The following is a 22292-nucleotide window of genomic DNA, read 5'->3' on the forward strand; positions in this document are numbered from 1 at the left end:
GACAAGCGGCCCCCGGGTGGTTATCATGGCGGCAATTTCTATGCCTTCTACGAAAAGTGCCTGCGCGGCGACTTTTCATACAACTCAAGCGGACTGCGCACCATGGTTGATTCATACGACGACGCCTTCGACGGCGAAAAAAGCAAAACCCAGATCAAGCGCGAGTTGCATGCGCTGGTCGAACTCGGCGAACGCCTGACTACGGTCAAGGCCGATACCCTGGCGCGCCTGCCGTTGACCGATGAGCTGCGCAAAGCCTTGGCCGAAGCCTGCAAGCACACCGCTCATGGCGCACGCAAACGGCATATGTCGTTCGTCGGCAAACTGATGCGCGACCAGGACCTGGACGCCATCCACGCGGTGCTCGAGCAGATCGACAGCTCCAGCCGCCAGTACAACGAACGCTTCCACAACCTGGAGCGCTGGCGGGACCGCCTGATCGACGGTAATGACGAGGACCTTGAACGCTTCGTCAACGAATACCCCGACACCGACCGTCAGCAGCTGCGTTCGCTTATCCGTCATGCCCAGCACGAGAAGGCGCGTAACAAGCCGCCTGCCGCTGCGCGCAAGGTCTTCAAATACATCCGCGACCTCGACGAACTGCAGCGCGGCCTGCGCTGATCCCCGCCACCTGGGGCTGCCCTGCAGCCCCGGGGCATGCATCACGCGCCGGTACCACCGACGGTGATCGCGTCCAGCTTCAAGGTTGGCTGGCCTACCCCTACCGGCACCGATTGCCCATCCTTGCCGCACGTCCCCACGCCGCTGTCCAACGCAAGGTCGTTACCGACCATCGACACTCGGCTCATGGCCTCGGGCCCGTTGCCGATCAGTGTCGCGCCTTTGACCGGTGCGGTGATCTTGCCGTCTTCGATCAGATAGGCTTCGCTGGTCGAGAACACGAACTTGCCGCTGGTGATGTCCACCTGGCCACCGCCCAGGTTGGCGCAATAGATCCCTTTCTTCACCGAAGCGATGATTTCCTGTGGGTCGCTTTCGCCGGCACGCATGTAGGTGTTGGTCATGCGCGGCATCGGCAGGTGGGCATAGGATTCGCGGCGGCCGTTACCGGTCACGGCCATCCCCATCAGGCGTGCATTGAGTTTGTCTTGCATGTAGCCCTTGAGCACGCCGTTCTCGATCAGCGTCGTGCATTCGGTCGGCGTGCCCTCGTCGTCGACGCTCAGCGAGCCGCGACGGCCCTCGAGGGTGCCATCGTCTACGATAGTGCACAGGCTCGAAGCCACCTTCTCGCCGATCCGGCCACTGAACGCCGAGCTGCCCTTACGGTTGAAATCGCCTTCCAGGCCGTGGCCGACCGCTTCGTGCAACAGCACACCCGACCAGCCGGAACCCAACACCACCGGCAAGGTGCCCGCTGGCGCAGGAATGGCCTCCAGGTTCACCAGGGCCTGGCGCAGCGCCTCACGGGCATAACCCATAACCCGTTCCTCGGTGAAGAAGCGGTAGTCGGTACGCCCGCCGCCGCCCTGCCCGCCCCGTTCACGCCGACCATTGTGCTCGACGATGACACTGACGTTGAAGCGCACCAGCGGCCGCACGTCAGCGGCCAGGCTGCCGTCGGCCGCAGCGATCAGAATGCGCTCCCACACCCCGGCCATGCTCACGCTGACCTGCTGGATACGCGGGTCGAGCGCCCGCGTGGCGGCATCGACACGTTTGAGCAGCTCGACCTTTTCAGCACGGCTCAGCACGTCCAGCGGGTTATCCGGGGCATACAGGGCCGTCACGTCCTGGCTGCGGAACGCCTGAACGGTGCCGTTCTGCCCGGCGCGGGAAATCGACCGCGCCGCCCGGGCTGCCGAAGTCAGAGCCTCGAGGTTGATCGCGTTGCTGTAGGCGAAACCGGTTTTCTCACCCGACTGGGCACGCACGCCCACGCCTTGGTCAAGGTTGAAGCTGCCCTCTTTGACAATGCCGTCCTCCAGCGCCCAGGTTTCCGAGATCTGGCCCTGGAAGTACAGGTCGGCGGCGTCGATGCCCGGCCCGGCCAACTCGCCCAGTACAGCCTGCAGGCTGTCCAGGGTCAATCCGCCTGGGGCCAGGAGCTGCTCGCTGACGGTGGATAACATCTGGCTCATAGTCACTCCGAGGTGTGCGCAGGCCGCAAGGCGTCCTGCGAAAAAAAGCGCCGGTGCAAAGCGACCGGCATACGCGCCCGAATGGACGCTTGTTCATCACTGTCGCGCTCGGCAAGCAATACCGCTTCGCCTTGCGCCTGTTCGGCGACGATCCGCCCCCAGGGGTCGACGATCGCCGCGTGCCCATGGGTCTCCCGTGGGCCTGGATGGGTACCGCCCTGGGCTGCGGCCAGCACATAGCACTGTGTTTCGATGGCCCGGGCACGAATCAGCACTTCCCAGTGCGCCGCGCCTGTGACCGCCGTGAACGCCGCAGGTGCCGTAATCAGTTGCGCGCCGGCACTGCGCAGCGCGCTGTACAGTTCCGGAAAACGAAGGTCGTAGCAGACGCTCAAACCCAGGCGCCCTACCGGCGTGTCGGCCACCACGACTTGCGCGCCATGGGCGTAGTCGTCGGACTCACGGTAACGGCCACGGGTATCGGCCACGTCCACGTCGAACAGGTGCAGCTTGTCGTAGCGCGCCACCACCTCGCCATGCTCATCGACCAGAAGCGAGCAGGCATGCGCCTTGGCATCAGGCTGATCGGCAGGTGGCAGCGGCAAGGTGCCGGCAACAATCCATAATCTGAGGTCGCGGGCGGTGCGTTTCAACCAGGGCAGTATCGGCCCCTCACCCAAAGCCTCGGCCCGGCCGATCGCAGCGGCATCCCTGCGCCCCATGGCGGCAAAATTTTCTGGCAGCACCGCCAGCCTCGCGCCGCCGAATGCCGCCTGTTCCAGCAAGGCACCCGCACGCTGCAAGTTGGCCAACACATCGTCCTGGCTGACCATCTGGATGACCGCTACTTTCATCGGCACTCCTGGCACTACTTGTTGAACGGTTTCACAAAGGTGATTCTAGGCTCTTTCCACGGCCCTTCGATGCGATAGTGCACGCTGGCGAAGCGCGATACGCGATCACCGATCAGCTGGTCGACCAGGAACAGCGCCCCACCGACCGCCGGTGCGCCTACGATCAGCGCGGCCAGGGGCAGGTTGTTGGTCACTGGCAGGGAGACCTGAAGGTTGGCGTCCACCCGGTCGCGAACGAGGTCCAGCGTACCGTCGAGCTCGAAGTTGCTCGAAGGCCCGGTCACGCTGATCGGCTCGCGGGTCACGTAGACGCCGTCACTGGCTACCAGCAAGCCTTTTACCCGATCATAGGCCAGGCCCTTTTCAAACAGGTCGGAGAAGTCCAGGCGCAGACGCCGGCCGATGGAGTTGAAGTTGAGCAGGCCAAACACCCGCAAGGCTTGAGCGCCGCCCTCCACTTCCACGAACTGCCCTGTGCGCAATGCCGCATCCATGCTGCCCGAGAAGCGCTTGAGGCCAACCCAGGCTGGCGAGCCGGGCCAGCGGCCATCCACATCCAGACGAAAGTCGCGACTGGTCACGGTAGGCGCGAAGCCCCAGGCCTTGAGCACGTCGGCCAGGTTCTTGCCATCCAGGCGGCCCTTGTACCAGCTGCTGGTGGCACCGCTGTCACCTTCCCAGCCGCCGCGGCCGTCGATGTGCAGGCCTTTGAAGACCAGGTCGATATCCTGAGCGGATACGCCTCGGGCGGTCGGGCGCAACTTCAGCGCCAGGTTGCCATACAGGTCATCGCCGCGGTACAGCTTGTCGATGGTCAGGTCCAGTGCCGGTACCTTGCGTGGATCGAACGAGGCCAGCGGATCCGGGCCTTCCTCGGCCTGTGCTTGGACCGGGTCCGCTGCTGGCAGGCGCAAGGTCTGCAGGCGCACGGTCATCGGTGCGCCCTTGGCATCGGGTAACCGTGCATTGCCGATGACTTCCTTGCTATCCAGGCGCAGATCCCACGCAGGGCCGCCCCTGGCCAGACGCACGACAGCCTGGTTCAGCTCCATGCCAAGGGCCTTCAACTGGCCGATGCTCAGGTCTACGCTCTGAAGCGTCTGGCGGGCACTGGCGCCTGGGTCGTCGCCACTGATCTGCGTCATCTTGGCCTGCCAGGGCGCCAGGTCCAGGCTCTCGAGCCGCCCCCGTACGCGCAGGCCCTGCTCAGCTGGCACCTGCGCCTGCCCTGCCCCCAGCAGCAGCTCGCCGCGGCCTTGCCCAAGGTTGTTGCTGGGCGCTGCATAGGCAAAGCGGGCAAGGTCGGCATAGGCAGCATCCAGGCGCCGCTCCGGCCCTTGCAGGCTCATGCTGAATCGGCTATCACGAGTCTCTGCTGCGGCCTTGCCGAACGGTGCCGGCAAATCGATCACCAGGCCTTTGAGCGACGAATTCACGCTCAGGCTGTTGTCGCGGCTGCCAAGGTTGAGTTGCAACTGGTAGGGCAGCTCACCAGACGCCGGCAAGGGCTGCTTGAACTGCAGCCAGTCGGTCAAGGCCGCAAGCGCCACCTGGCCATTCGCGCTGATACGCGTCTGCATCTGCCCAGGCTGGCCCTCGGCGGTGATCTGCGCGGTCACCGGTTTGCCAAAAGCCTGCAGGGCGATGTTCTTCCCACTCAGGCCCTTGTCGAGGTCGAAACTGAAGTCGCCCTTGAGTCGGCTCAGCTCCAGGGTCGGCGGCGCAACCTTCAGGCGTGCATCGGCGGTGGCAAAGTCGACCTGTACCTTCGGGCGTTGCCCGTGGGCCAAGGGGATGTCGAGCTTGAGCTTGCCCTTGAGCGGCCCCTCGCCCTCCCATCCTGCGAACATTTCGCCGGTGCCGATGGGCGCCTCTTTGAGAATCCTCAGACCATCGCCGAGGCTACCGTCGAACTTGCCATCAAGGTACAGGTGGCTGTGCTCGTCGCCCTCGACATGGGGAATGTTGACACTGACGTCGCTTACCTGTGTGTCGAGCAACCGGCCTTGATTGGCCTTGATGCGCACGCCACTGTCCTCGATCAGCACATCGCCAGCGACGTTCTGCACCTGTGGCCAGCCAGGCTGGAAGTCCAGCGCAGCGTCGTGCACCTTGAAGAACAGACTGATACTGCGCGATTCGGGGCTGGCACCGTGGTTCAGCGAACCTTGGTACTGGAAGTAGCCTTCATCGACGCTGCCCTTGACGATGGCACTGCGCAGCCATTCATCGAGCGCCGGGCTGAGCACCTCAGGCAGGTATTTGGCAGTGTAGCGCCCATCGCCTTCGGTCAGGCCGACGCGCAGGTCCATATAGCTCTCGCTGCCTTCTTCAAACAGCAGGCGAATCAGGAAATCCCCGGCGATCTTGCCCTCCTCACCCAGCACTTTCAGGTAGGGCGCAGCCAGGGTGAATCCTGCTTTGTCGAGGGTGTAGGTCAGGCGGGCGTTGGCTTTCTGATAATGCCAAGGTTTGGCGAAGATCGGATAAAGATGCAACATGAAGGCCTCGGTATCCAGGCGTAGTTCGCCATGGCCGAGGTCTCCACTGATGCTCCCGCTGACGTTACCGGCAGCCGGTGCGCCGTGGTAGGCGTCAAAGCCCACTTTTTCCAGATTGGCAGCGAATTGAAGCCGTTGATCACCGTCGGCCTTGGGCCGCACGTCCAGGCGCAGATTGCGCACGGCACCGGTCACCTTAAGCCCATCGACTACCGTCATGAGCTTTTCCGGCAGCGGCGCCAGTGCATCTATCAAAGGCGTCAGCGGCGTAAGATCAAGGCGATCCGCCTGCACCTGCCAGGTTTCTCCGGCAGGCTCCTCGCCTGCCCGCTGACGCAGCTGCAGCTTCGACTCCCAGCGGGTCTTGCCAAGGTCGGCTGCCAGTGAATCGACCACCACATCGAACCCCTGCGCGTTGCGCTGGAACCAGGCCGACACCGCCAGGTTATCCAGTGTCACCGCCTGGCGCTCGGCATAGCCACCGCGCAACTGAGGGGCATTGAGCCGGACCACTGCCTGCTGCAACCGGCCCTCACCCCAGTCAACCCAGAACTCACCACCGGCGCGCAAGGCCTGGGCTTGCCACTGGCCGAGCAGACTTGGCGGCAGCCAACGCGCCCAGTCGCTCTGCGGCAGGCTCAGGTAAGCCTCTGCCTTACCGTCGCGCCAGGCCTTGGCATTTACCCGGCTGCGAAGGTTCAGTGCCAACGGCTGGCCGTCAGGCAGGGTCGCACGCAGGTCCAGCGCCTGGCGTGAAGCGCCGGCCTGCAGGCCAAGGCTGACATAGGTAAGCGTCAACGGGTCACGCTGCCAGGGCTGCAGGGTGACTTGGCTGTCGAATGCATCGATACGGCCCAACTGCTGCAAACGCTGCAACACTTCGGCCGGGTCCAGCGGCGCATCATCCTTTTTCGGTAAGCCTTCCAGCGCCCAAACGCCCTGCTCGTTCTCACGCAGGATCAGTTGCAGGCCCGCCAGCTGGACACGCGCCAGGCGTACTTCGCGTGCAGTGAGGCTGGCCCACAGGTCGGGCACCAGCTTGACGTCATCCAGACGCAACGCCGAAGCCCCCTCGCCCAACTGCAGGTCGCGCACTTGCAGCACCGGCGCCAGGCCACTCCAGCGCCCTTCCAGGCTGCCCACATGCACCGGCATCCCCAACGCCTGCTCGGCCTTGCTTTCGAGGTCGGCGCGGTATTCGGCCACCAGTGGCACCAGGTACCGGCCGAGGCTGACGTAGAGCGCCACCAACACCGCCAGCAGGGCGCAGATGCCCAGCCCCCAACGGGTCAAGGCGACAAGAACGCGGGTCAGACGTCCCATGGCCATGGCCCTCCAGGTCGTTTATCCATGATGGCTCGAAGCAGCGGTTTTGCCAGCCCGGGCACCCTGGACTGGGTATCAGAACGCCTCAGAGCAGCACCACATCGTATTGTTCCTGCGAGTACATCGACTCGACCTGGAAGCGAATGGTTCGACCGATGAAGGTTTCCAGCTCGGCCACGTTGCCGGATTCTTCGTCGAGCAGGCGGTCGACCACTTTCTGGTTGGCCAACACCCGATAGCCTTCTGCCTGATAGGCGCGGGCTTCACGAAGAATCTCGCGGAAAATTTCGTAACAGATAGTTTCTGGGGTTTTCAGCTTGCCACGCCCCTGGCAGGCGGAGCAGGGTTCGCACAGCACCTGCTCCAGGCTCTCGCGCGTGCGCTTGCGGGTCATCTGCACCAGGCCCAGCTCGGTGATGCCGATGATGTTGGTCTTGGCATGATCACGTTCGAGCTGCTTTTCCAGCGTACGCAGCACCTGCCGTTGATGGTCCTCATCCTCCATGTCGATGAAGTCTATGATGATGATCCCGCCAATGTTGCGCAGGCGCAGTTGCCGGGCGATTGCCGTGGCCGCTTCCAGGTTGGTCTTGAAGATGGTTTCTTCAAGGTTGCGGTGGCCGACGAAGGCGCCGGTGTTCACATCGATGGTAGTCATTGCCTCGGCCGGGTCGACCACAAGATAGCCGCCGGACTTGAGCGGCACCTTGCGATCGAGTGCGCGCTGGATTTCGTCCTCTACGCCATACAGGTCGAAAATCGGCCGCTCGCCCGGGTAGTGCTCCAGGCGGTCGGCGATCTCCGGCATCAGTTCGGCAACGAACTGTGTGGTCTTCTGGAAGGTTTCCCGGGAGTCGATGCGGATCTTCTCGATCTTCGGGTTGACCAGGTCGCGCAGTGTGCGCAAGGCCAGGCCAAGATCCTCGTAGATGACCGTCGGGGCGCCGCAGGTCTGGATCTGGCTGCCAATCTGCTCCCACAGGCGGCGCAGGTAGCGGATGTCCTGCAGGATCTCTTCGGCCCGCGCGCCCTCGGCGGCCGTGCGCAGGATGAAACCGCCGGCGTTCTTGATGTCTTCGCTGTCCATGCAGTCACTGACCACCTGTTTGAGGCGATCACGTTCGGCTTCGTCCTCGATCTTCAGCGAAATGCCGACATGGCTGCTACGCGGCATGTACACCAGGTAACGCGACGGTATCGACAGCTGAGTGGTCAGCCGTGCGCCTTTGCTGCCGATGGGGTCTTTGGTCACCTGCACCACCAGGGCCTGGCCCTCGTGTACCAGTGCGGTGATGGTCTCCACGGCAGAACCTTCGCGCTGGGAAATCTCCGAGGCATGGATGAACGCGGCGCGCTCCAGGCCGATATCGACGAACGCGGCCTGCATGCCGGGCAGCACCCGTACGACTTTGCCCTTGTAGATATTACCGACGATGCCGCGACGCTGGGTGCGCTCGACGTGCACTTCCTGCAGCACCCCGTTTTCCACCACCGCCACACGCGACTCCATCGGGGTGATGTTGATCAGGATCTCTTCACTCATGGCAGGCTCTCGTCAAAGGTCTTCGGTCATCATGGATCGCGGGCGCCGGGCTGGCTACTGCTGCTTTGTTACCTCTGGAGAAAGCGCCGGCACCTGCCAGCAGGCGATACCGAATTGGGCGAGCAGTTCGGCCGTCTCGCTCAGGGGCAGGCCGACCACCGCCGAATAGCTGCCCTGAAGGCCGGTCACGAATACCGCCCCCAAGCCCTGGATGGCATAACCGCCTGCTTTATCCACCGGCTCGCCACTGGCCCAATAGCGCTGTGCTTCTTCCGGGCCGATGGCACGGAAACGCACATTGCTGGTGACACAGACGCTCAGGCAGCACTGGCCATCGCTCAGTGCCACTGCCGTCAACACCTGATGTTCGCGCCCTGCCAGGTCCGCCAGCATGGCCAAGGCATCTTCACGGTTTTCCGGCTTGCCGAGAATTCGCCCGTCGAGCACCACCGCAGTGTCTGCGCCAAGGACTACGGCCGGGCCGGCGAGACTGGCAAGGCCAGCCTCAGCCTTGCTCCTGGCCAGGCGTTCGACGTAAGCCACGGCGCTTTCATCTGGCAGTGCGCTTTCATCGATGGGGGCGCTGATAACGGTGAACGGCACACCGATCTGGGCCAGCAGTTCACGACGACGGGGCGAGCCTGAGGCCAGGTAAAGTGGTTTCATGCAGACATCTCCCTGTCGGTGACGGCGGTGCCGTCAGTTGATATGCAAACGCCGGCGCAGATCACGCAAGGCGAAGCTGATCCACGGCCAGAGCAAGGCACTGATGACTGCCGACCAGACCAGCGCAAGCGTGGGCAGCCGGTTGCCGGTGAGCGCGCTGAGCCACAACTGGACCAGTTGGGCGATACCGAAGATCACCAGGATTACCAGGCTCTGCTGCCACATCGGGAACATGCGCAGACGCTGCTGCAGCGACAGCACCAGGAAGGTGATCAGGGTCAGGACCAGGGCGTTCTGCCCGAGCAACGTGCCATACAGCACATCCTCGGCCAGGCCCAGTACGAACGCAGTGGTCATGCCAACCTTGTTCGGGACCATGAGCGTCCAGAACGATACCAGCATCGCCAGCCACATTGGCCGGAACATCTCGAGAAACGGCGGCATGGGCGAGACGCTGAGTAGCAGGCCAATGGCGAAGGTCAGCCAAATGACCCACCCGTGGTTACGGCGCGTTTTGGCCATCATTGCCTCCGAGGCTGGGCAGGTGCCGCAGGCGCTGCGGCAGGGCTGGCGGGGGCTGCAGCCGGTGCAGCGGCCGGGGCCGGTACTGCACCGGCTGGGGCGGCGGGCGCGGCCGGGGCAGGCGCTGCCGTTGCAGGCGCGCCGGGGGTGGCCTGTTCGCCATTGGTACCAGGCTCTGCGGGGGCGGCTGCGCCCTTGCGGTCTGCCTCTTCCTGGGCCAGCGCCGCATCGGTGGCGCGCTGCTCCGGCGAACGCCGGTCGCTGAACACCAGCAGCATGTAGCGGCTGCGGTTGAGCGCGGCGGTAGGAATGGCACGAACGATTGCGAACGGCTGGCCGGAGTCATGGATCACTTCGTTGACCGTGGCCACCGGGTAGCCGGCCGGGAAGCGCTGGCCCATGCCGGAGCTCACCAGCAAGTCGCCTTCCTTGATGTCGGCCGTGTCGGCGACATGGCGCAGCTCCAGGCGCTCAGGGTTGCCTGTACCGCTGGCAATCGCGCGCAGGCCGTTACGATTGACCTGTACCGGGATGCTATGGGTGGTATCGGTCAGCAGCAGCACCCGTGAGGTGTAGGGCATCAGCTCGACCACCTGGCCCATCAGGCCGCGGGCGTCGAGTACCGGCTGGCCAAGGAACACCCCATCGCGCTCGCCTTTGTTGATCAGGATACGGTGGGTGAACGGGTTGGGGTCGACGCCGATCAGCTCGGCCACCTCGACCTTCTCGTTGACCAGTGCGGAGGAGTTGAGCAACTCGCGCAGGCGCACGTTCTGCTCGGTCAGGGCCGCCAGCTTCTGCAAGCGCCCCTGCAACAGCAGGGCTTCGGTCTTGAGCTTCTCGTTTTCCGCGATCAGTTCGTTACGGCTGCCGAACTGGCCCGCCACACCTTGCCACATCCGCTGAGGCAAGTCGGTGATCCAGTACGATTCCATCAGAACCAGGCCCATCTGACTACGCACGGGCTTGAGCAGGTCAAAGCGTGCATCGACCACCATCAGCGCGACCGAAAGCACCACTAACACGAGCAGGCGAACGCCCAGCGAAGGGCCCTTGGAGAAAAGCGGTTTAATGGGCCGTTCCTCGTGGACGACTCAGGAGGTCATTGGACATGGGACAACGCACCAGCCTGGTTGCGGGTTGACAGAAGCGGCGCCGCAACGGACGCCAGCCCAACGCATACAGGTAGCACTGCGCGCGCCACCTGTAAACCGGGCGCTCGATCACTCGCTGGAGAGCAGGTCCATCGCGTGCTTGTCCATCATCTCCAGGGCGCGACCGCCGCCACGGGCCACACAGGTCAGCGGGTCCTCGGCAACGATCACCGGCAAGCCGGTTTCCTGGGCCAGCAGCTTGTCGAGGTCACGCAGCAGCGCGCCACCACCGGTCAGCACCAGGCCACGCTCGGCGATGTCAGAGGCCAGCTCCGGCGGAGACTGCTCCAGGGCGCTCTTGACGGCCTGAACGATGGTCGCCAGCGACTCCTGCAGGGCTTCGAGCACTTCATTGGAGTTCAGGGTGAAGGCACGTGGCACGCCTTCGGCCAGGTTGCGGCCGCGCACGTCGACTTCACGCACTTCGCCGCCCGGGTAGGCGGTACCGATTTCCTGCTTGATGCGTTCGGCAGTGGATTCGCCGATCAGGCTGCCGTAGTTGCGGCGCACATAGGTGACGATGGCCTCGTCGAAGCGGTCGCCGCCAACGCGGACAGACTCGGCGTAGACCACGCCATTGAGCGAAATCAGGGCGATTTCAGTGGTACCACCACCGATATCGACGACCATCGAACCACGGGCTTCTTCGACCGGCAGGCCGGCACCGATGGCCGCGGCCATGGGTTCTTCGATCAGGAACACTTCACGGGCACCGGCACCCAGAGCCGACTCGCGAATGGCGCGGCGCTCTACCTGGGTCGACTTGCACGGCACGCAGATCAGCACACGAGGGCTTGGCTGCAGGAAGCTGTTCTCGTGAACCTTGTTGATGAAGTACTGCAACATTTTTTCACAAACGCTGAAGTCGGCAATCACGCCGTCCTTCATCGGACGAATGGCAGCAATGTTGCCGGGCGTACGGCCCAGCATGCGTTTGGCTTCGGTACCGACGGCGACGACGCTTTTCTGGTTGCCGTGGGTACGGATGGCAACTACCGAGGGCTCATTCAGGACGATACCGCGCTCACGCACGTAGATAAGGGTGTTGGCAGTACCCAGGTCGATGGAGAGATCGCTGGAAAACATGCCACGCAGTTTCTTGAACATGGGAAAGGGACCCTGGGGAAAGCGTGGGTAAAAAAGTGCGGCAAACTCTAACAATGGCAGGGATTTTGGGCAAGGAGCCAATATGTTAAATTGGTCGTTTTTCCGAGCACGCCAGCAGATGATCGCGGCCGTATGACCGCCAGAATGCCGACATGTTCCTCATCACGGACCTTATTCCGTTCTTTGTTTCCCCTGGAGATACCCATGGCGCTTGAACGCTGCGACGTGGAAAAGATCGCCCATCTGGCCCGTCTGGGCCTGAATGAAGGCGAACTGCCACGCACTACCGATGCACTGAACAGCATTCTCGGGCTGGTCGACCAGATGCAAGCGGTCGACACCACCGGCATCGAACCCCTGGCCCACCCCCTGGAGGCCAGCCAGCGCCTGCGTCCCGACCAGGTCACCGAAAGCAACCAGCGCGATGCCTACCAAGCCATCGCACCGAAGACCGAAAGCGGTCTGTACCTGGTTCCCAAAGTCATCGAGTAAGGGATAGTGCCTGCCATGCATCAATTGACCCTGGCCGAGATCGCCCGCGGGCTCGCCGACAAGTCGTTTTCTTCCGAAGAGCTGACCGACGCCCTGCTGGCGCGCATTCAGCAACTCGACCCGCAACTCAACAGTTTCATCAGCGTCACCGAGGAGCTGGCCCTGAGCCAGGCTCGTGCCGCCGACGCCCGTCGCGCCGCCGGTGAGACCGGCGCACTGCTGGGCGCCCCCATCGCCCACAAAGACCTGTTCTGCACCCACGGCGTACGTACCAGCTGCGGCTCGAAGATGCTCGACAACTTCAAAGCGCCGTACGACGCCACCGTGGTCGCCAAGCTGGCCGAGGCCGGCATGGTCACCCTGGGCAAGACCAACATGGACGAATTCGCCATGGGGTCTGCCAACGAATCCAGCCACTACGGCGCGGTGAAGAACCCCTGGAACCTCGAACACGTGCCTGGCGGCTCGTCCGGTGGCTCCGCTGCGGCCGTGGCCGCCCGCCTGCTGCCGGCGACCACCGGCACCGATACCGGCGGCTCGATCCGACAGCCGGCGGCACTGACCAACCTCACAGGCCTCAAGCCGACGTACGGTCGTGTTTCGCGCTGGGGCATGATCGCCTATGCCTCCAGCCTCGACCAGGGTGGCCCGCTGGCCCGCACTGCTGAAGACTGCGCGCTGCTGCTGCAGGGCATGGCCGGTTTCGACGCCAAGGACTCCACCAGCATCGACGAGCCGGTGCCGGACTACAGCGCCAACCTCAATGCCTCGCTGCAAGGCCTGCGCATCGGCCTGCCAAAAGAATACTTCGGCGCCGGCCTCGACCCGCGCATCGCCGAATTGGTACACGCCAGCGTCAAGGAGCTGGAAAAGCTCGGCGCAGTGGTCAAGGAAATCAGCCTGCCGAACATGCAGCACGCAATCCCTGCGTACTACGTGATCGCGCCGGCCGAAGCCTCTTCCAACCTGTCACGCTTCGACGGCGTGCGTTTCGGCTACCGTTGCGACGCGCCCAAAGACCTGACCGACCTGTACAAGCGCTCCCGTGGCGAAGGCTTCGGTGCCGAAGTGCAGCGCCGCATCATGGTCGGCACCTACGCCCTGTCGGCAGGCTACTACGACGCCTACTACGTCAAGGCGCAGCAGATCCGCCGCCTGATCAAGAACGACTTCATGACCGCCTTCGAAGGCGTCGACCTGATCCTTGGCCCGACCACGCCGAACCCGGCCTGGAAGCTCGGCGCCAAGAGCAGCGACCCGGTCGCGGCATACCTTGAAGACGTCTACACCATCACCGCCAACCTGGCGGGCCTGCCGGGCCTGTCGATGCCAGCCGGCTTCGTCGATGGCCTGCCGGTCGGCGTGCAGCTGCTGGCTCCGTACTTCCAGGAAGGCCGCCTGCTCAATGTCGCGCACCGCTACCAGCAGGTCACCGACTGGCACACCCGCGCCCCCAACGGCTTCTGAGGAATTCACACATGCAATGGGAAGTTGTGATCGGGCTGGAAATCCACACCCAGCTGGCCACCCAGTCGAAGATCTTTTCCGGCAGCGCCACCACCTTCGGCTCCGAGCCGAACACCCAGGCGAGCCTGGTTGACCTTGGCATGCCTGGGGTATTGCCGGTACTGAACCAGGAAGCCGTGCGCATGGCCTGCATGTTCGGCCTGGCGATCGATGCCCAGATCGGCAAGCGCAACGTGTTCGCGCGCAAGAACTACTTCTACCCCGACCTGCCCAAGGGCTACCAGATCAGCCAGATGGACCTGCCGATCGTCGGCAAGGGCCACCTGGACATCGCCCTGGAAGACGGCACCATCAAGCGCATCGGCGTAACCCGCGCGCACCTGGAAGAAGACGCAGGCAAGAGCCTGCACGAAGACTTCAGCGGCTTTACCGGTATCGACCTGAACCGGGCCGGCACGCCGCTGCTGGAAATCGTCTCCGAACCGGACATGCGCAGCGCCAAGGAGGCCGTCGCCTACGTCAAGGCGATCCACGCGCTGGTGCGCTACCTGGGCATCTGCGACGGCAACATGGCCGAAGGCTCGCTGCGCTGCGACTGCAACGTCTCGATCCGGCCCAAGGGCCAGGCCGAGTTCGGCACACGCTGCGAGATCAAGAACGTCAACTCGTTCCGCTTCATCGAGCGTGCGATCAACAGTGAGATCCAGCGCCAGATCGACCTGATCGAAGATGGCGGCAAGGTGGTTCAGGAAACCCGCCTGTACGACCCGAACAAGGACGAGACCCGCTCCATGCGCAGCAAGGAGGAAGCCAACGACTACCGTTACTTCCCCGACCCGGACCTGCTGCCGGTGGTGATCGAGGACAGCTTCCTCGAGACCATCCGTGCCGGCTTGCCGGAGCTGCCACCGCAGAAGGTCGAGCGCTTCCAGAGCCAGTATGGCCTGTCGGCCTACGACGCCAACGTGCTGGCCTCCAGCCGTGAACAGGCAGACTACTTCGAGCAGGTGGTGAAGATTGGCGGTGACGCCAAACTGGCAGCCAACTGGGTCATGGTCGAACTGGGCAGCCTGCTGAACAAGCTGGGCATCGAGATCGACCAGGCACCGGTCAGCGCCGAGCAACTCGGTGGCATGCTGCTGCGTATCCGCGACAACACCATCAGCGGCAAGATCGCCAAGACCGTGTTCGAGGCCATGGCCGCCGGTGAAGGCGATGCCGACAGCATCATCGAGAGCAAAGGCCTGAAACAGGTCACCGACACCGGCGCGATCGACAAGATGCTCGACGAAGTGCTTGCCGCCAATGCCGAGCAGGTCGAACAGTACCGCGCTGCCGACGAAGCCAAGCGCGGCAAGATGTTCGGCTTCTTCGTCGGCCAGGCGATGAAGGCCTCCAAGGGCAAGGCCAACCCGGGGCAAGTGAACCAATTGCTCAAGGCCAAGCTCGAAGGGTGAGCTGAAACCAGCGGCGAGGGCTTTGCCCTCGATCGCCGACAAGCCGGCGCCCACCTGTTCAACGCCGCCCCATGGGACGGCGTATTGCCTGTGGAAGCCGGCTTGCCGGCGACGGGCCGCACAGCGGCCCCACTGGCAGCACCGGAGCTCCTGATTTGCTAAAACGATCCCTCGGCACCCTGGCCCTGTTTTCCCTGTTGGCCGGCTGCGCCAGCCACGACATCGATCCCCGAGGCTACAACCAGACCGGCACCGCCTCCTATTACGGCGCCCGCCACCACGGCAAACGCACCGCCAGCGGCGAAGCCTTCAACCAGCACGGCTTGACCGCCGCGCATCGCAGCCTGCCCTTCGGCAGCCGGGTACTGGTCACCAACCTCGCCAACCAACGCAGCGTGGTGGTCCGCATCAATGACCGCGGCCCGCACACACGCGGCCGGCTCATCGACCTGTCGCGCGCTGCAGCAGAAAAAATCGGCATGATCCGTAGCGGAACGGCGCGCGTGCGGGTACAAGGTCTAAGCGACTGACGCAACGGAGTTACAACCATTTTCGACCTGGCCACCCTCCCCACCTTCAGCCTCCTGCAACTGGGCATCGCCTTGCTGTTGCTGGTGGCCGGCGCCGAACTCCTGGTACGTGCCGCCCTTCGCCTGGCCCAGCGCGTGCACGTTCGCCCGCTGATCATCGGCCTGAGCCTGGTGGCATTCGGCAGTACAGCGCCACAGCTGACCGTCAGCCTGCAGGCCGCCTATCAGGGCGCGCCCGATGTCGCCGTGGGCAGCGTGATCGGCAGTAATATCTTCAATGTTCTGGTGATTCTTGGCCTGGCGGCTTTGATCATCCCGCTCCGCGTCTCGCGCCAACTGGTGCGCCTGGACATCCCCCTGATGATCGTCGCCAGCGCACTGGTCTACGCGCTGGCCGCGAACGGCCACCTGGGGCGGGTGGAAGGGTTGGTGCTGCTCTCGGGCCTGGTGGGCTATCTGGTCATGCTCTGGCACCAGTCGCGCCACTATGCCCGCACCTACCCTGCGCCGCGTGCGCTGGCCAGCAGCGCCGGGCGCTTCTGGACCGGTACGCTGCTGCAAGTGGCGTTCGGCTTCGGCCTGCTCAGCCTGGCCGGCCACTTGCTACTGGAAGCGGCGGTCGAAGTCGCGACGGACCTCGGCTTGTCTGAACGTATCATCGGCCTGACCGTTGTCGCGGTGTGCACGTCCCTGCCCGAGCTGGCTGCGGCGCTGATTGCCGCCCTGCGAGGAGAACGGGAGATCGCTGTGGGCACGGTGATCGGCAGCAACCTGTTCAACCTGCTGGCAGTGCTCGGCCTGACCGCACTGACCGCACCCGAGCCGCTGACCATATCGCCAAACGCACTGGGCTTCGACCTTCCGGTGATGCTCGGCGTCGCGGCGCTGAGCCTGCCGGTGTTCTACTCCGGGTACCGGATTACCCGCGCCGAAGGGTTGGTATTCCTTTGCCTGTACCTTGCCTACGGGCTGCACGTGGTGGCGTTCACCACCGGCATGCCGCTGGCCGGCCGCCTGGAACGGCTGATGCTGTTCTATGTATTGCCAGTGCTTGGCCTGGTGCTGCTGTACACCACCGTGAGGGCATGGCAGCGACAGCACTAACGGCGGCAAGGTCGTGGCGCGGCGAAGGGCATGTTGCGGGTAGCGCGCCTGGCCACCCACGACAGGCCCCATGACTCAAGCCTGCCGAGCTTTCTTCAAGCGGAACGCTACCCACAGCAGCGCAATCCACCCGGGGATCAGCATCACTGAAATACGGATCGGCGGGGTCAGGTACATCACCACCAGAATCAGCACGATGAATGCCAGGCACAGGTAGTTGGTGAACGGGTGCCCCCAGCTTTGATAGAACGGGGTAATACCTGCCGCCAGCTTGGCCTTGCGGAACTTCAGGTGGGTGATGCTGATGCTCGCCCAGTTGATCACCAGCGCCGACACCGCCAGCGCCATCAGCAGGCCGAATGCCTCACCCGGCATCAGGTAGTTGATCACCACGCACATGCCCGTAGCGAATGCCGACACGCCCAACGCCGTCAATGGCACGCCGCTGCGGCTGACCTTGAGCAACTGGCGTGGTGCATCGCCCTGGCTCGCCAGGCCGAACAACATGCGGCTGTTGGCGTACACGCAACTGTTGTAGACCGACAGCGCAGCCGTGAGCACCACGATATTGAGGATGGTCGCCACCAGATCGCTGTCCAGTTCATGGAAGATCATTACGAACGGGCTGCCACCCTGAACGACCTTCTGCCACGGGTACAGCGACAACAGCACGGCCAGCGCGCCGATGTAGAAAATCAGGATGCGGTAAACCACCTGGTTGGTAGCCTTGGGAATGCTCTGGCGCGGGTTGTCCGCTTCGGCGGCCGTGATACCCACCAGCTCCAGGCCACCAAAGGAGAACATGATCACCGCCAGGGCCATCACCAGCCCGGTGACGCCATTGGGGAAGAACCCACCGTATTGCCACAGATTGGCCACACTGGCGTCCGGGCCGCCATGACCGCTGCTCAGCAGCCAGGCGCCGAAGCCGATCATGCTGACGATGGCCACTACCTTGACCAGTGCGAACCAGAATTCCATCTCGCCATAGACCTTCACCTGGGTCAGGTTGATGAGGTTGATCACCACGAAGAAGATCGCCGCCGTGGCCCAGGTCGGAAACTCCGGCCACCAGTACTGCACGTAGATGCCCACGGCGGTAAGCTCGGCCATCCCCACGAGCACATAGACCACCCAGTAGTTCCAGCCCGAGACGAAGCCTGCGAACTCACTCCAGTACTGGTGTGCGAAGTGGCTGAAACTGCCGGCGACCGGCTCTTCGACCACCATTTCGCCCAACTGGCGCATGATGAAGAAAGCCATCAGGCCAGCGATGGCGTAGCCCAGCAAAACGGAGGGGCCCGCCAGCTGGATGGTCTGGGCGATGCCCAGGAACAACCCGGTACCGATGGCACCCCCCAGCGCGATCAGCTGGATATGGCGATTCTTCAGCCCGCGCTGCAACCGCTCGGGCGTGCTCTGGTCTTGCATGAAGTGTCCTTAAGCTCAGTGAGGCAGTGTTTTTGTGATGTATGCAGTCAAGGATCTAGATCCATCCGCCCCACTGCAAGATGAAAATACCAATATTGGTGGTGATCGCCGCCATTAGCGTAGTAATCACGATGATCGAGGCCGCCAGTTCGTGGTTGCCGTTGGCTGCCCGTGCCATGACATAACTGGCCGCCGCCGTTGGGCTGCCGATGTACAAGAACAGAATGCCCAACTCGGCCCCGCGAAAACCGCAGAGCCAGGCACCGAGCGTGCCGAACAGCGGCAACCAGAGCATCTTCACCAGGCTGACGTCGATGGCCAGCTTGCCGCTGTCGCGCAGGGCGTTGAGCGACAAGGTGCCACCGATACAGATCAGCGCCAGCGGCAGGGTCATCTGCGCGAGGTAGTCACCCGAGGTGAGCAACCAGTTGGGCAGGGGTACCTGGCCGTAGGCCATGGGCGTGGCCAGCAGCACGCTGATGATCAGCGGGTTGCTGATAATGCTCTTGCAGATGCTCCACGGGTCGGATTTCAGGTCCGGGCTGTATACCGCCAGCACCACGGCTGAAAGTGAGTTGTACAGCAGGATCACCAGGCCGGCGAGCACTGCCCCCAGGGAGATCCCGTAGTCCCCGTAAAGGCTCGCGGCCAGGGCCAGGCCGATCACGCCATTGTTGCCGCGGAACGCCCCCTGGGTGTAGATGCCGCGGTCGGCCAGCGGGCTGCGCCAGATGGCCAAGCCCCAGGCCACGGCGAAACCGACCAGGGTGGCAGCGACGAAATAGAGGATGACCCCTGGTTTGACCGCCGCTGCCAGGTCGGCATGGTAGATGCCGAGGAACAGCAGCGCAGGCATGCAGACGTTGAACACCAGTTGCGAGGCAACACGGTTGAAATTGTCGTCGATCAGGTGAATGCGTTTGAGCAGCACGCCCAGGAACAGCATGGCGAAGACGGGCGCCGTGATGTTCAGCGTCTGGATAAGAAGGGCGAGCATGCGCTAGCGATCCTGAAGAGGTTGCCGTTAGGGGGCTAATGATACGCCAACAGGCCAGGAGTTGCGGGGATCAGCTGCAATATAAAGAAATTTCTGCAAGGCCCTATCGCCGGCAAGCCGGCCCGCACCATGGACTGCCCCCAGGAAGTTGAACACCAATCCACTAGCTTGGGGCAGCTCACTGTGTTGAAGCCTGCGCCCGCACCTGGGGGAGCAGGCTTGCCGGCGATAGGGCCGGCACTGCCAGGAATAAGCTCAGCGCCGCACAGGCCGCTTCTGCAGTTTGCGCTGCAATGTGCGCCGGTGCATGCCCAGCGCCCGCGCGGTCGCGGAGATATTGCCCTCGTGCTCGCTGAGCACGCGCTGGATGTGCTCCCACTGCAGGCGGTCCACCGACATGGGGTTTTCCGGCACCAACGTGTCCAGGTCCGTATGCTCCGAGAGCAGTGCGGCCAACACATCATCGGCATCGGCGGGCTTGCACAGGTAGTTGCACGCCCCGCGCTTGACCGCCTCGACCGCCGTGGCAATGCTCGAATAGCCGGTGAGGATCACCACGCGCATTTCAGGGTCCAGTTCCAGCAGCTTTGGCAGCAGTACCAGGCCGGAGTCGCCTTCCATCTTCAAGTCCAGCGTGGCGTAGTCCGGCAGGTCGTTCTGCGCCAGGGCCAGGCCCTCCTCGGCGGAGCCTGCAGTGCTCACACGGAAACCGCGACGGCTCATGGCACGGGCCATGACCCGCGTGAAGGTGGCATCGTCATCCACCAGCAGCAGGTGCGGCAGCTCTTCGCTTTCGACCTGGTTTTCTTCGCTCATCATTCATCTCCTCGCTTGCCATGGGGCAGGCGCAGTTCGGTCAGGGTGCCACCCTGCTCATGACTATAGAGTTTCACCGAACCGCCCGCACGGGTCACGCTGGCTTTGCTCAAGAACAGGCCCAGGCCGAAGCCTTTGCCTTTGGTGGTAATGAAGGGTTTGCCGATCGCTTCGGCAATGGCCGGCGGCACGCCGGGGCCATGGTCGCGGATGCTGATGACGATATCCTGGGCGTCCCAGTCCAGGCGCACCTCCAGATCGTCAGGGCACGCATCGGCGGCATTGTTCAACAAGTTCAGCAGTGCCTGGGTCAGGTCCGGTGGCGGGGTCAGGCGCGGTACCTGGCCATCGCGCAGACGCTGGAAGCGGTAGCTGGCTTCAGGACGCATCAGGTGCCAACGGTTCAGCGCCTCATCCAGCCATTCGGTCACGTCCTGCTCCACCACCGCAAGGCGGCGGTTGGCTTCGGCGGCACGCACCAGCTGCTGCAGGGTTTCCTTGCACAGCTTGACCTGGTCCTGAAGGATCTGCAGGTCTTCCTGCAACAATGGGTCGGCGTGGTCCTGGCGCATTTCGTTGAGCAACACGCTCATGGTCGCAAGCGGCGTGCCCAGCTCATGGGCCGCACCGGCGGCCTGGGTGGCCACGGCCAACAGTTGTTCGTCGCGCAGGCTTTCTTCGCGCCGTTCAGAGCGCAGTTTTTCCTGGCGGCGCAGCTCTTCGGCCATGCGCGCGGCAAAGAAGGTGATCACCGCAGCCGCCAGCGCGATGCTCAACCACATGCCGTAGACCTGCATCTTGTCCCGCGCCATCGGCAGCCCCTCGAGCGGGTAGAACTGGACCAGCAACAGGCTGTAAGCGGTCAGGGCAATACCCGAAAGGATCAGCGAGTAGAGCCAGGGCAAGGTCACGGCGGCAATGGCCAGCGGCACCAGGTAATAGGAAACGAAAGGGTTGGTCGAGCCGCCCGAGTAATACAGCAGCGCGCTGTGGATCAGCAGGTCGCAGGCCAGCTGCAGCGCGTATTCCAGTTCGGTGACCGGCAGCGACAGGCGCAAGCGCAAGGCGGTGAAGGCGCACAGCAGGGACGACAGGGCCAGGGTCGCAGCCAGGGAAAACCACGGCAGCGGCAGCAGTTCGGTCCAGTAGGCGACGCCCACCGAGCCTGCCTGAGCGGCCAGGACCAGAACGCGAATGACAGTCAGGCGCCAGAGGTTCTGGCGGGTAGCGGACAGCGGTTGTGCGGCGGCGAGCATGAGCTCTCCTGATGAGTGCTCCAGGACAATCGGCTGGAGTATACCGAAGCCAGGCGCCGAGCTGCAGCGATGCGGCAAAGCGCCACAGTTTGTCACAGGTTCATGATGGCACTTTTGAACCCACTACACTGATCCCGGTCTCATGGGCCATGCGTGGGATGGATGGCCAGGACCCACGCCTTTCATTGCCAAGGAGTATCACATGCCTAACCCTCGTCGCGGCGCTGCCCTGATCCTTTCCTGCGGCCTGCTTGCCAGCCTGCCGGCGCTGGCGGCTGATGAGCCGCGCTACAACCAGGTATCGCTGCGTGCCGAAGTCAGCAAGGAAGTGCCGCGCGACCTGATGGTCGTGACCCTTTATAGCGAAGCGCAAAACACCGACCCGGGCAAGCTTGCCAAACAGATCACCGAAACCATGAACAAGGCCGTGCAGCAGGCCCGCCAGGTCAAGGACGTGAAGATCAGCCAGGGCAGCCGTAACAGCTACCCGGTCTATGACAGCAAGGGGCAGAAGATCACCGGCTGGCGCGAGCGTGCCGAAGTGCGCCTGGAAAGCGCCGACTTCCCGGCCCTCTCCCAGCTCAGCGCCGACCTGCTGCAGGACCTGAAGATGGGCGGCATGGACTTCTCTATCGCCCCGGCCACGCGCAAGGCCAGCGAAGACGCCTTGCTCAAGGATGCGGTCAACGCCTTCAAGGCGCGCGCGCAACTGGCCACCGAAGCCTTGGGTGGCAAGGGCTATAAGGTGGTCAGCCTGAACCTCAACAGCAGTGGCTACCCACGCCCCTATCTGCGCAGTGCGCCGATGGCCATGAAAGCCATGGGTGCCGACGAAGCAGCACCGGCGCCGGATATCGAGGCAGGTACCAGCGAAGTCAGCATGAACGCTGACGGCCTGATCGAAGTGCAGATGCCTTGATCGAGGCTGGCGATTCACGGGGCGCTTGGCGCCCCAGCAGCACCA

19 protein-coding genes are annotated in these 22292 nt (G+C 63.6%); 7 read left to right on the forward strand and 12 right to left on the reverse strand.

The features are described 5' to 3' along the window. Positions 1–102: 102 nt before the first annotated feature. The gene (gene yjgA / locus ABRP30_RS22965; protein ID WP_012316086.1) at positions 103–624 is read left to right on the forward strand and encodes a ribosome biogenesis factor YjgA; all 522 of its coding nucleotides are present in this window, start codon (positions 103–105) and stop codon (positions 622–624) included. A 41-nt stretch (positions 625–665) separates the two neighbouring features. Here the strand turns inward: yjgA and tldD are convergent, their stop codons facing one another. The 8 genes from tldD to mreB all read right to left on the reverse strand — a co-directional run bounded on the left by tldD (position 666) and on the right by mreB (position 11778). After that, entirely contained in the window at positions 666–2105 is a 1440-nt protein-coding gene (tldD, locus tag ABRP30_RS22970; RefSeq protein WP_241804229.1) for a metalloprotease TldD, read from the reverse strand. 2 nt (positions 2106–2107) lie between these two features. Continuing rightward, positions 2108–2959: a carbon-nitrogen hydrolase family protein gene (locus tag ABRP30_RS22975; protein WP_267818519.1), complete on the reverse strand. Its 852-nt coding sequence runs from the start codon at positions 2957–2959 to the stop codon at positions 2108–2110. Positions 2960–2973: 14 nt separating this feature from the next. Beyond that, on the reverse strand, positions 2974–6789 hold the full coding sequence (locus ABRP30_RS22980) for a YhdP family protein (protein ID WP_267818522.1): 3816 nt from the start codon (positions 6787–6789) through the stop codon (positions 2974–2976). Positions 6790–6871: 82 nt separating this feature from the next. Next, complete coding sequence (rng, locus tag ABRP30_RS22985) at positions 6872–8329, reverse strand: ribonuclease G (protein ID WP_241804226.1); 1458 nt, start codon at positions 8327–8329, stop codon at positions 6872–6874. 54 nt (positions 8330–8383) lie between these two features. Beyond that, positions 8384–8995, reverse strand: coding sequence for a nucleoside triphosphate pyrophosphatase (locus ABRP30_RS22990; RefSeq protein WP_267818526.1), 612 nt, complete (start codon positions 8993–8995; stop codon positions 8384–8386). Between the two features lie 33 nt (positions 8996–9028). After that, the gene (gene mreD / locus ABRP30_RS22995; protein ID WP_267818528.1) at positions 9029–9517 is read right to left on the reverse strand and encodes a rod shape-determining protein MreD; all 489 of its coding nucleotides are present in this window, start codon (positions 9515–9517) and stop codon (positions 9029–9031) included. Further along, positions 9517–10542: a rod shape-determining protein MreC gene (mreC, locus tag ABRP30_RS23000; RefSeq protein WP_372490350.1), complete on the reverse strand. Its 1026-nt coding sequence runs from the start codon at positions 10540–10542 to the stop codon at positions 9517–9519. Before mreC ends, mreD begins: the two co-directional genes overlap by 1 nt. 198 nt (positions 10543–10740) lie before the next feature. Beyond that, entirely contained in the window at positions 10741–11778 is a 1038-nt protein-coding gene (gene mreB, locus ABRP30_RS23005; protein ID WP_003255163.1) for a rod shape-determining protein MreB, read from the reverse strand. Between the two features lie 204 nt (positions 11779–11982). On the opposite strand from mreB, the gene gatC reads away from it, so the two are divergent. From gatC to ABRP30_RS23030, 5 genes are all read left to right on the forward strand, one after another. Continuing rightward, complete coding sequence (gatC, locus tag ABRP30_RS23010) at positions 11983–12270, forward strand: Asp-tRNA(Asn)/Glu-tRNA(Gln) amidotransferase subunit GatC (RefSeq protein WP_241804222.1); 288 nt, start codon at positions 11983–11985, stop codon at positions 12268–12270. Between the two features lie 15 nt (positions 12271–12285). Beyond that, positions 12286–13737, forward strand: a complete 1452-nt coding sequence (gene gatA, locus ABRP30_RS23015) for an Asp-tRNA(Asn)/Glu-tRNA(Gln) amidotransferase subunit GatA (protein ID WP_267818531.1) — start codon at positions 12286–12288, stop codon at positions 13735–13737. Positions 13738–13748: 11 nt separating this feature from the next. Beyond that, positions 13749–15194 carry an Asp-tRNA(Asn)/Glu-tRNA(Gln) amidotransferase subunit GatB gene (gene gatB, locus ABRP30_RS23020; protein ID WP_241804220.1) on the forward strand — a complete coding sequence of 482 codons (1446 nt, stop codon included), beginning with the start codon at positions 13749–13751 and terminating at the stop codon, positions 15192–15194. A 155-nt stretch (positions 15195–15349) separates the two neighbouring features. Continuing rightward, a complete protein-coding gene (locus tag ABRP30_RS23025; RefSeq protein WP_241804219.1) occupies positions 15350–15724 on the forward strand; it encodes a septal ring lytic transglycosylase RlpA family protein in 375 nt (124 codons plus the stop codon). Positions 15725–15784: 60 nt separating this feature from the next. Then, positions 15785–16828 carry a calcium/sodium antiporter gene (locus ABRP30_RS23030; RefSeq protein ID WP_241804435.1) on the forward strand — a complete coding sequence of 348 codons (1044 nt, stop codon included), beginning with the start codon at positions 15785–15787 and terminating at the stop codon, positions 16826–16828. A gap of 75 nt (positions 16829–16903) precedes the next feature. Here ABRP30_RS23030 and ABRP30_RS23035 read toward each other — a convergent pair whose 3' ends face one another. The 4 genes from ABRP30_RS23035 to ABRP30_RS23050 all read right to left on the reverse strand — a co-directional run bounded on the left by ABRP30_RS23035 (position 16904) and on the right by ABRP30_RS23050 (position 21328). Then, positions 16904–18259, reverse strand: coding sequence for an amino acid permease (locus tag ABRP30_RS23035; RefSeq protein ID WP_241804218.1), 1356 nt, complete (start codon positions 18257–18259; stop codon positions 16904–16906). 55 nt (positions 18260–18314) lie between these two features. Beyond that, on the reverse strand, positions 18315–19256 hold the full coding sequence (locus ABRP30_RS23040; protein ID WP_267818535.1) for an AEC family transporter: 942 nt from the start codon (positions 19254–19256) through the stop codon (positions 18315–18317). A gap of 255 nt (positions 19257–19511) precedes the next feature. Then, entirely contained in the window at positions 19512–20072 is a 561-nt protein-coding gene (locus ABRP30_RS23045) for a response regulator transcription factor (protein WP_241804216.1), read from the reverse strand. Further along, the gene (locus ABRP30_RS23050) at positions 20072–21328 is read right to left on the reverse strand and encodes an ATP-binding protein (RefSeq protein ID WP_012316102.1); all 1257 of its coding nucleotides are present in this window, start codon (positions 21326–21328) and stop codon (positions 20072–20074) included. Before ABRP30_RS23050 ends, ABRP30_RS23045 begins: the two co-directional genes overlap by 1 nt. Positions 21329–21530: 202 nt before the next feature. On the opposite strand from ABRP30_RS23050, the gene ABRP30_RS23055 reads away from it, so the two are divergent. Continuing rightward, entirely contained in the window at positions 21531–22247 is a 717-nt protein-coding gene (locus ABRP30_RS23055; protein ID WP_241804214.1) for an SIMPL domain-containing protein, read from the forward strand. The last annotated feature ends 45 nt before the right edge of the window (positions 22248–22292 follow it).

The sequence above is a fragment of the Pseudomonas sp. WHRI 8519 genome, from assembly GCF_040224055.2.
Classification (GTDB): Bacteria; Pseudomonadota; Gammaproteobacteria; order Pseudomonadales; family Pseudomonadaceae; genus Aquipseudomonas; species Aquipseudomonas putida_X.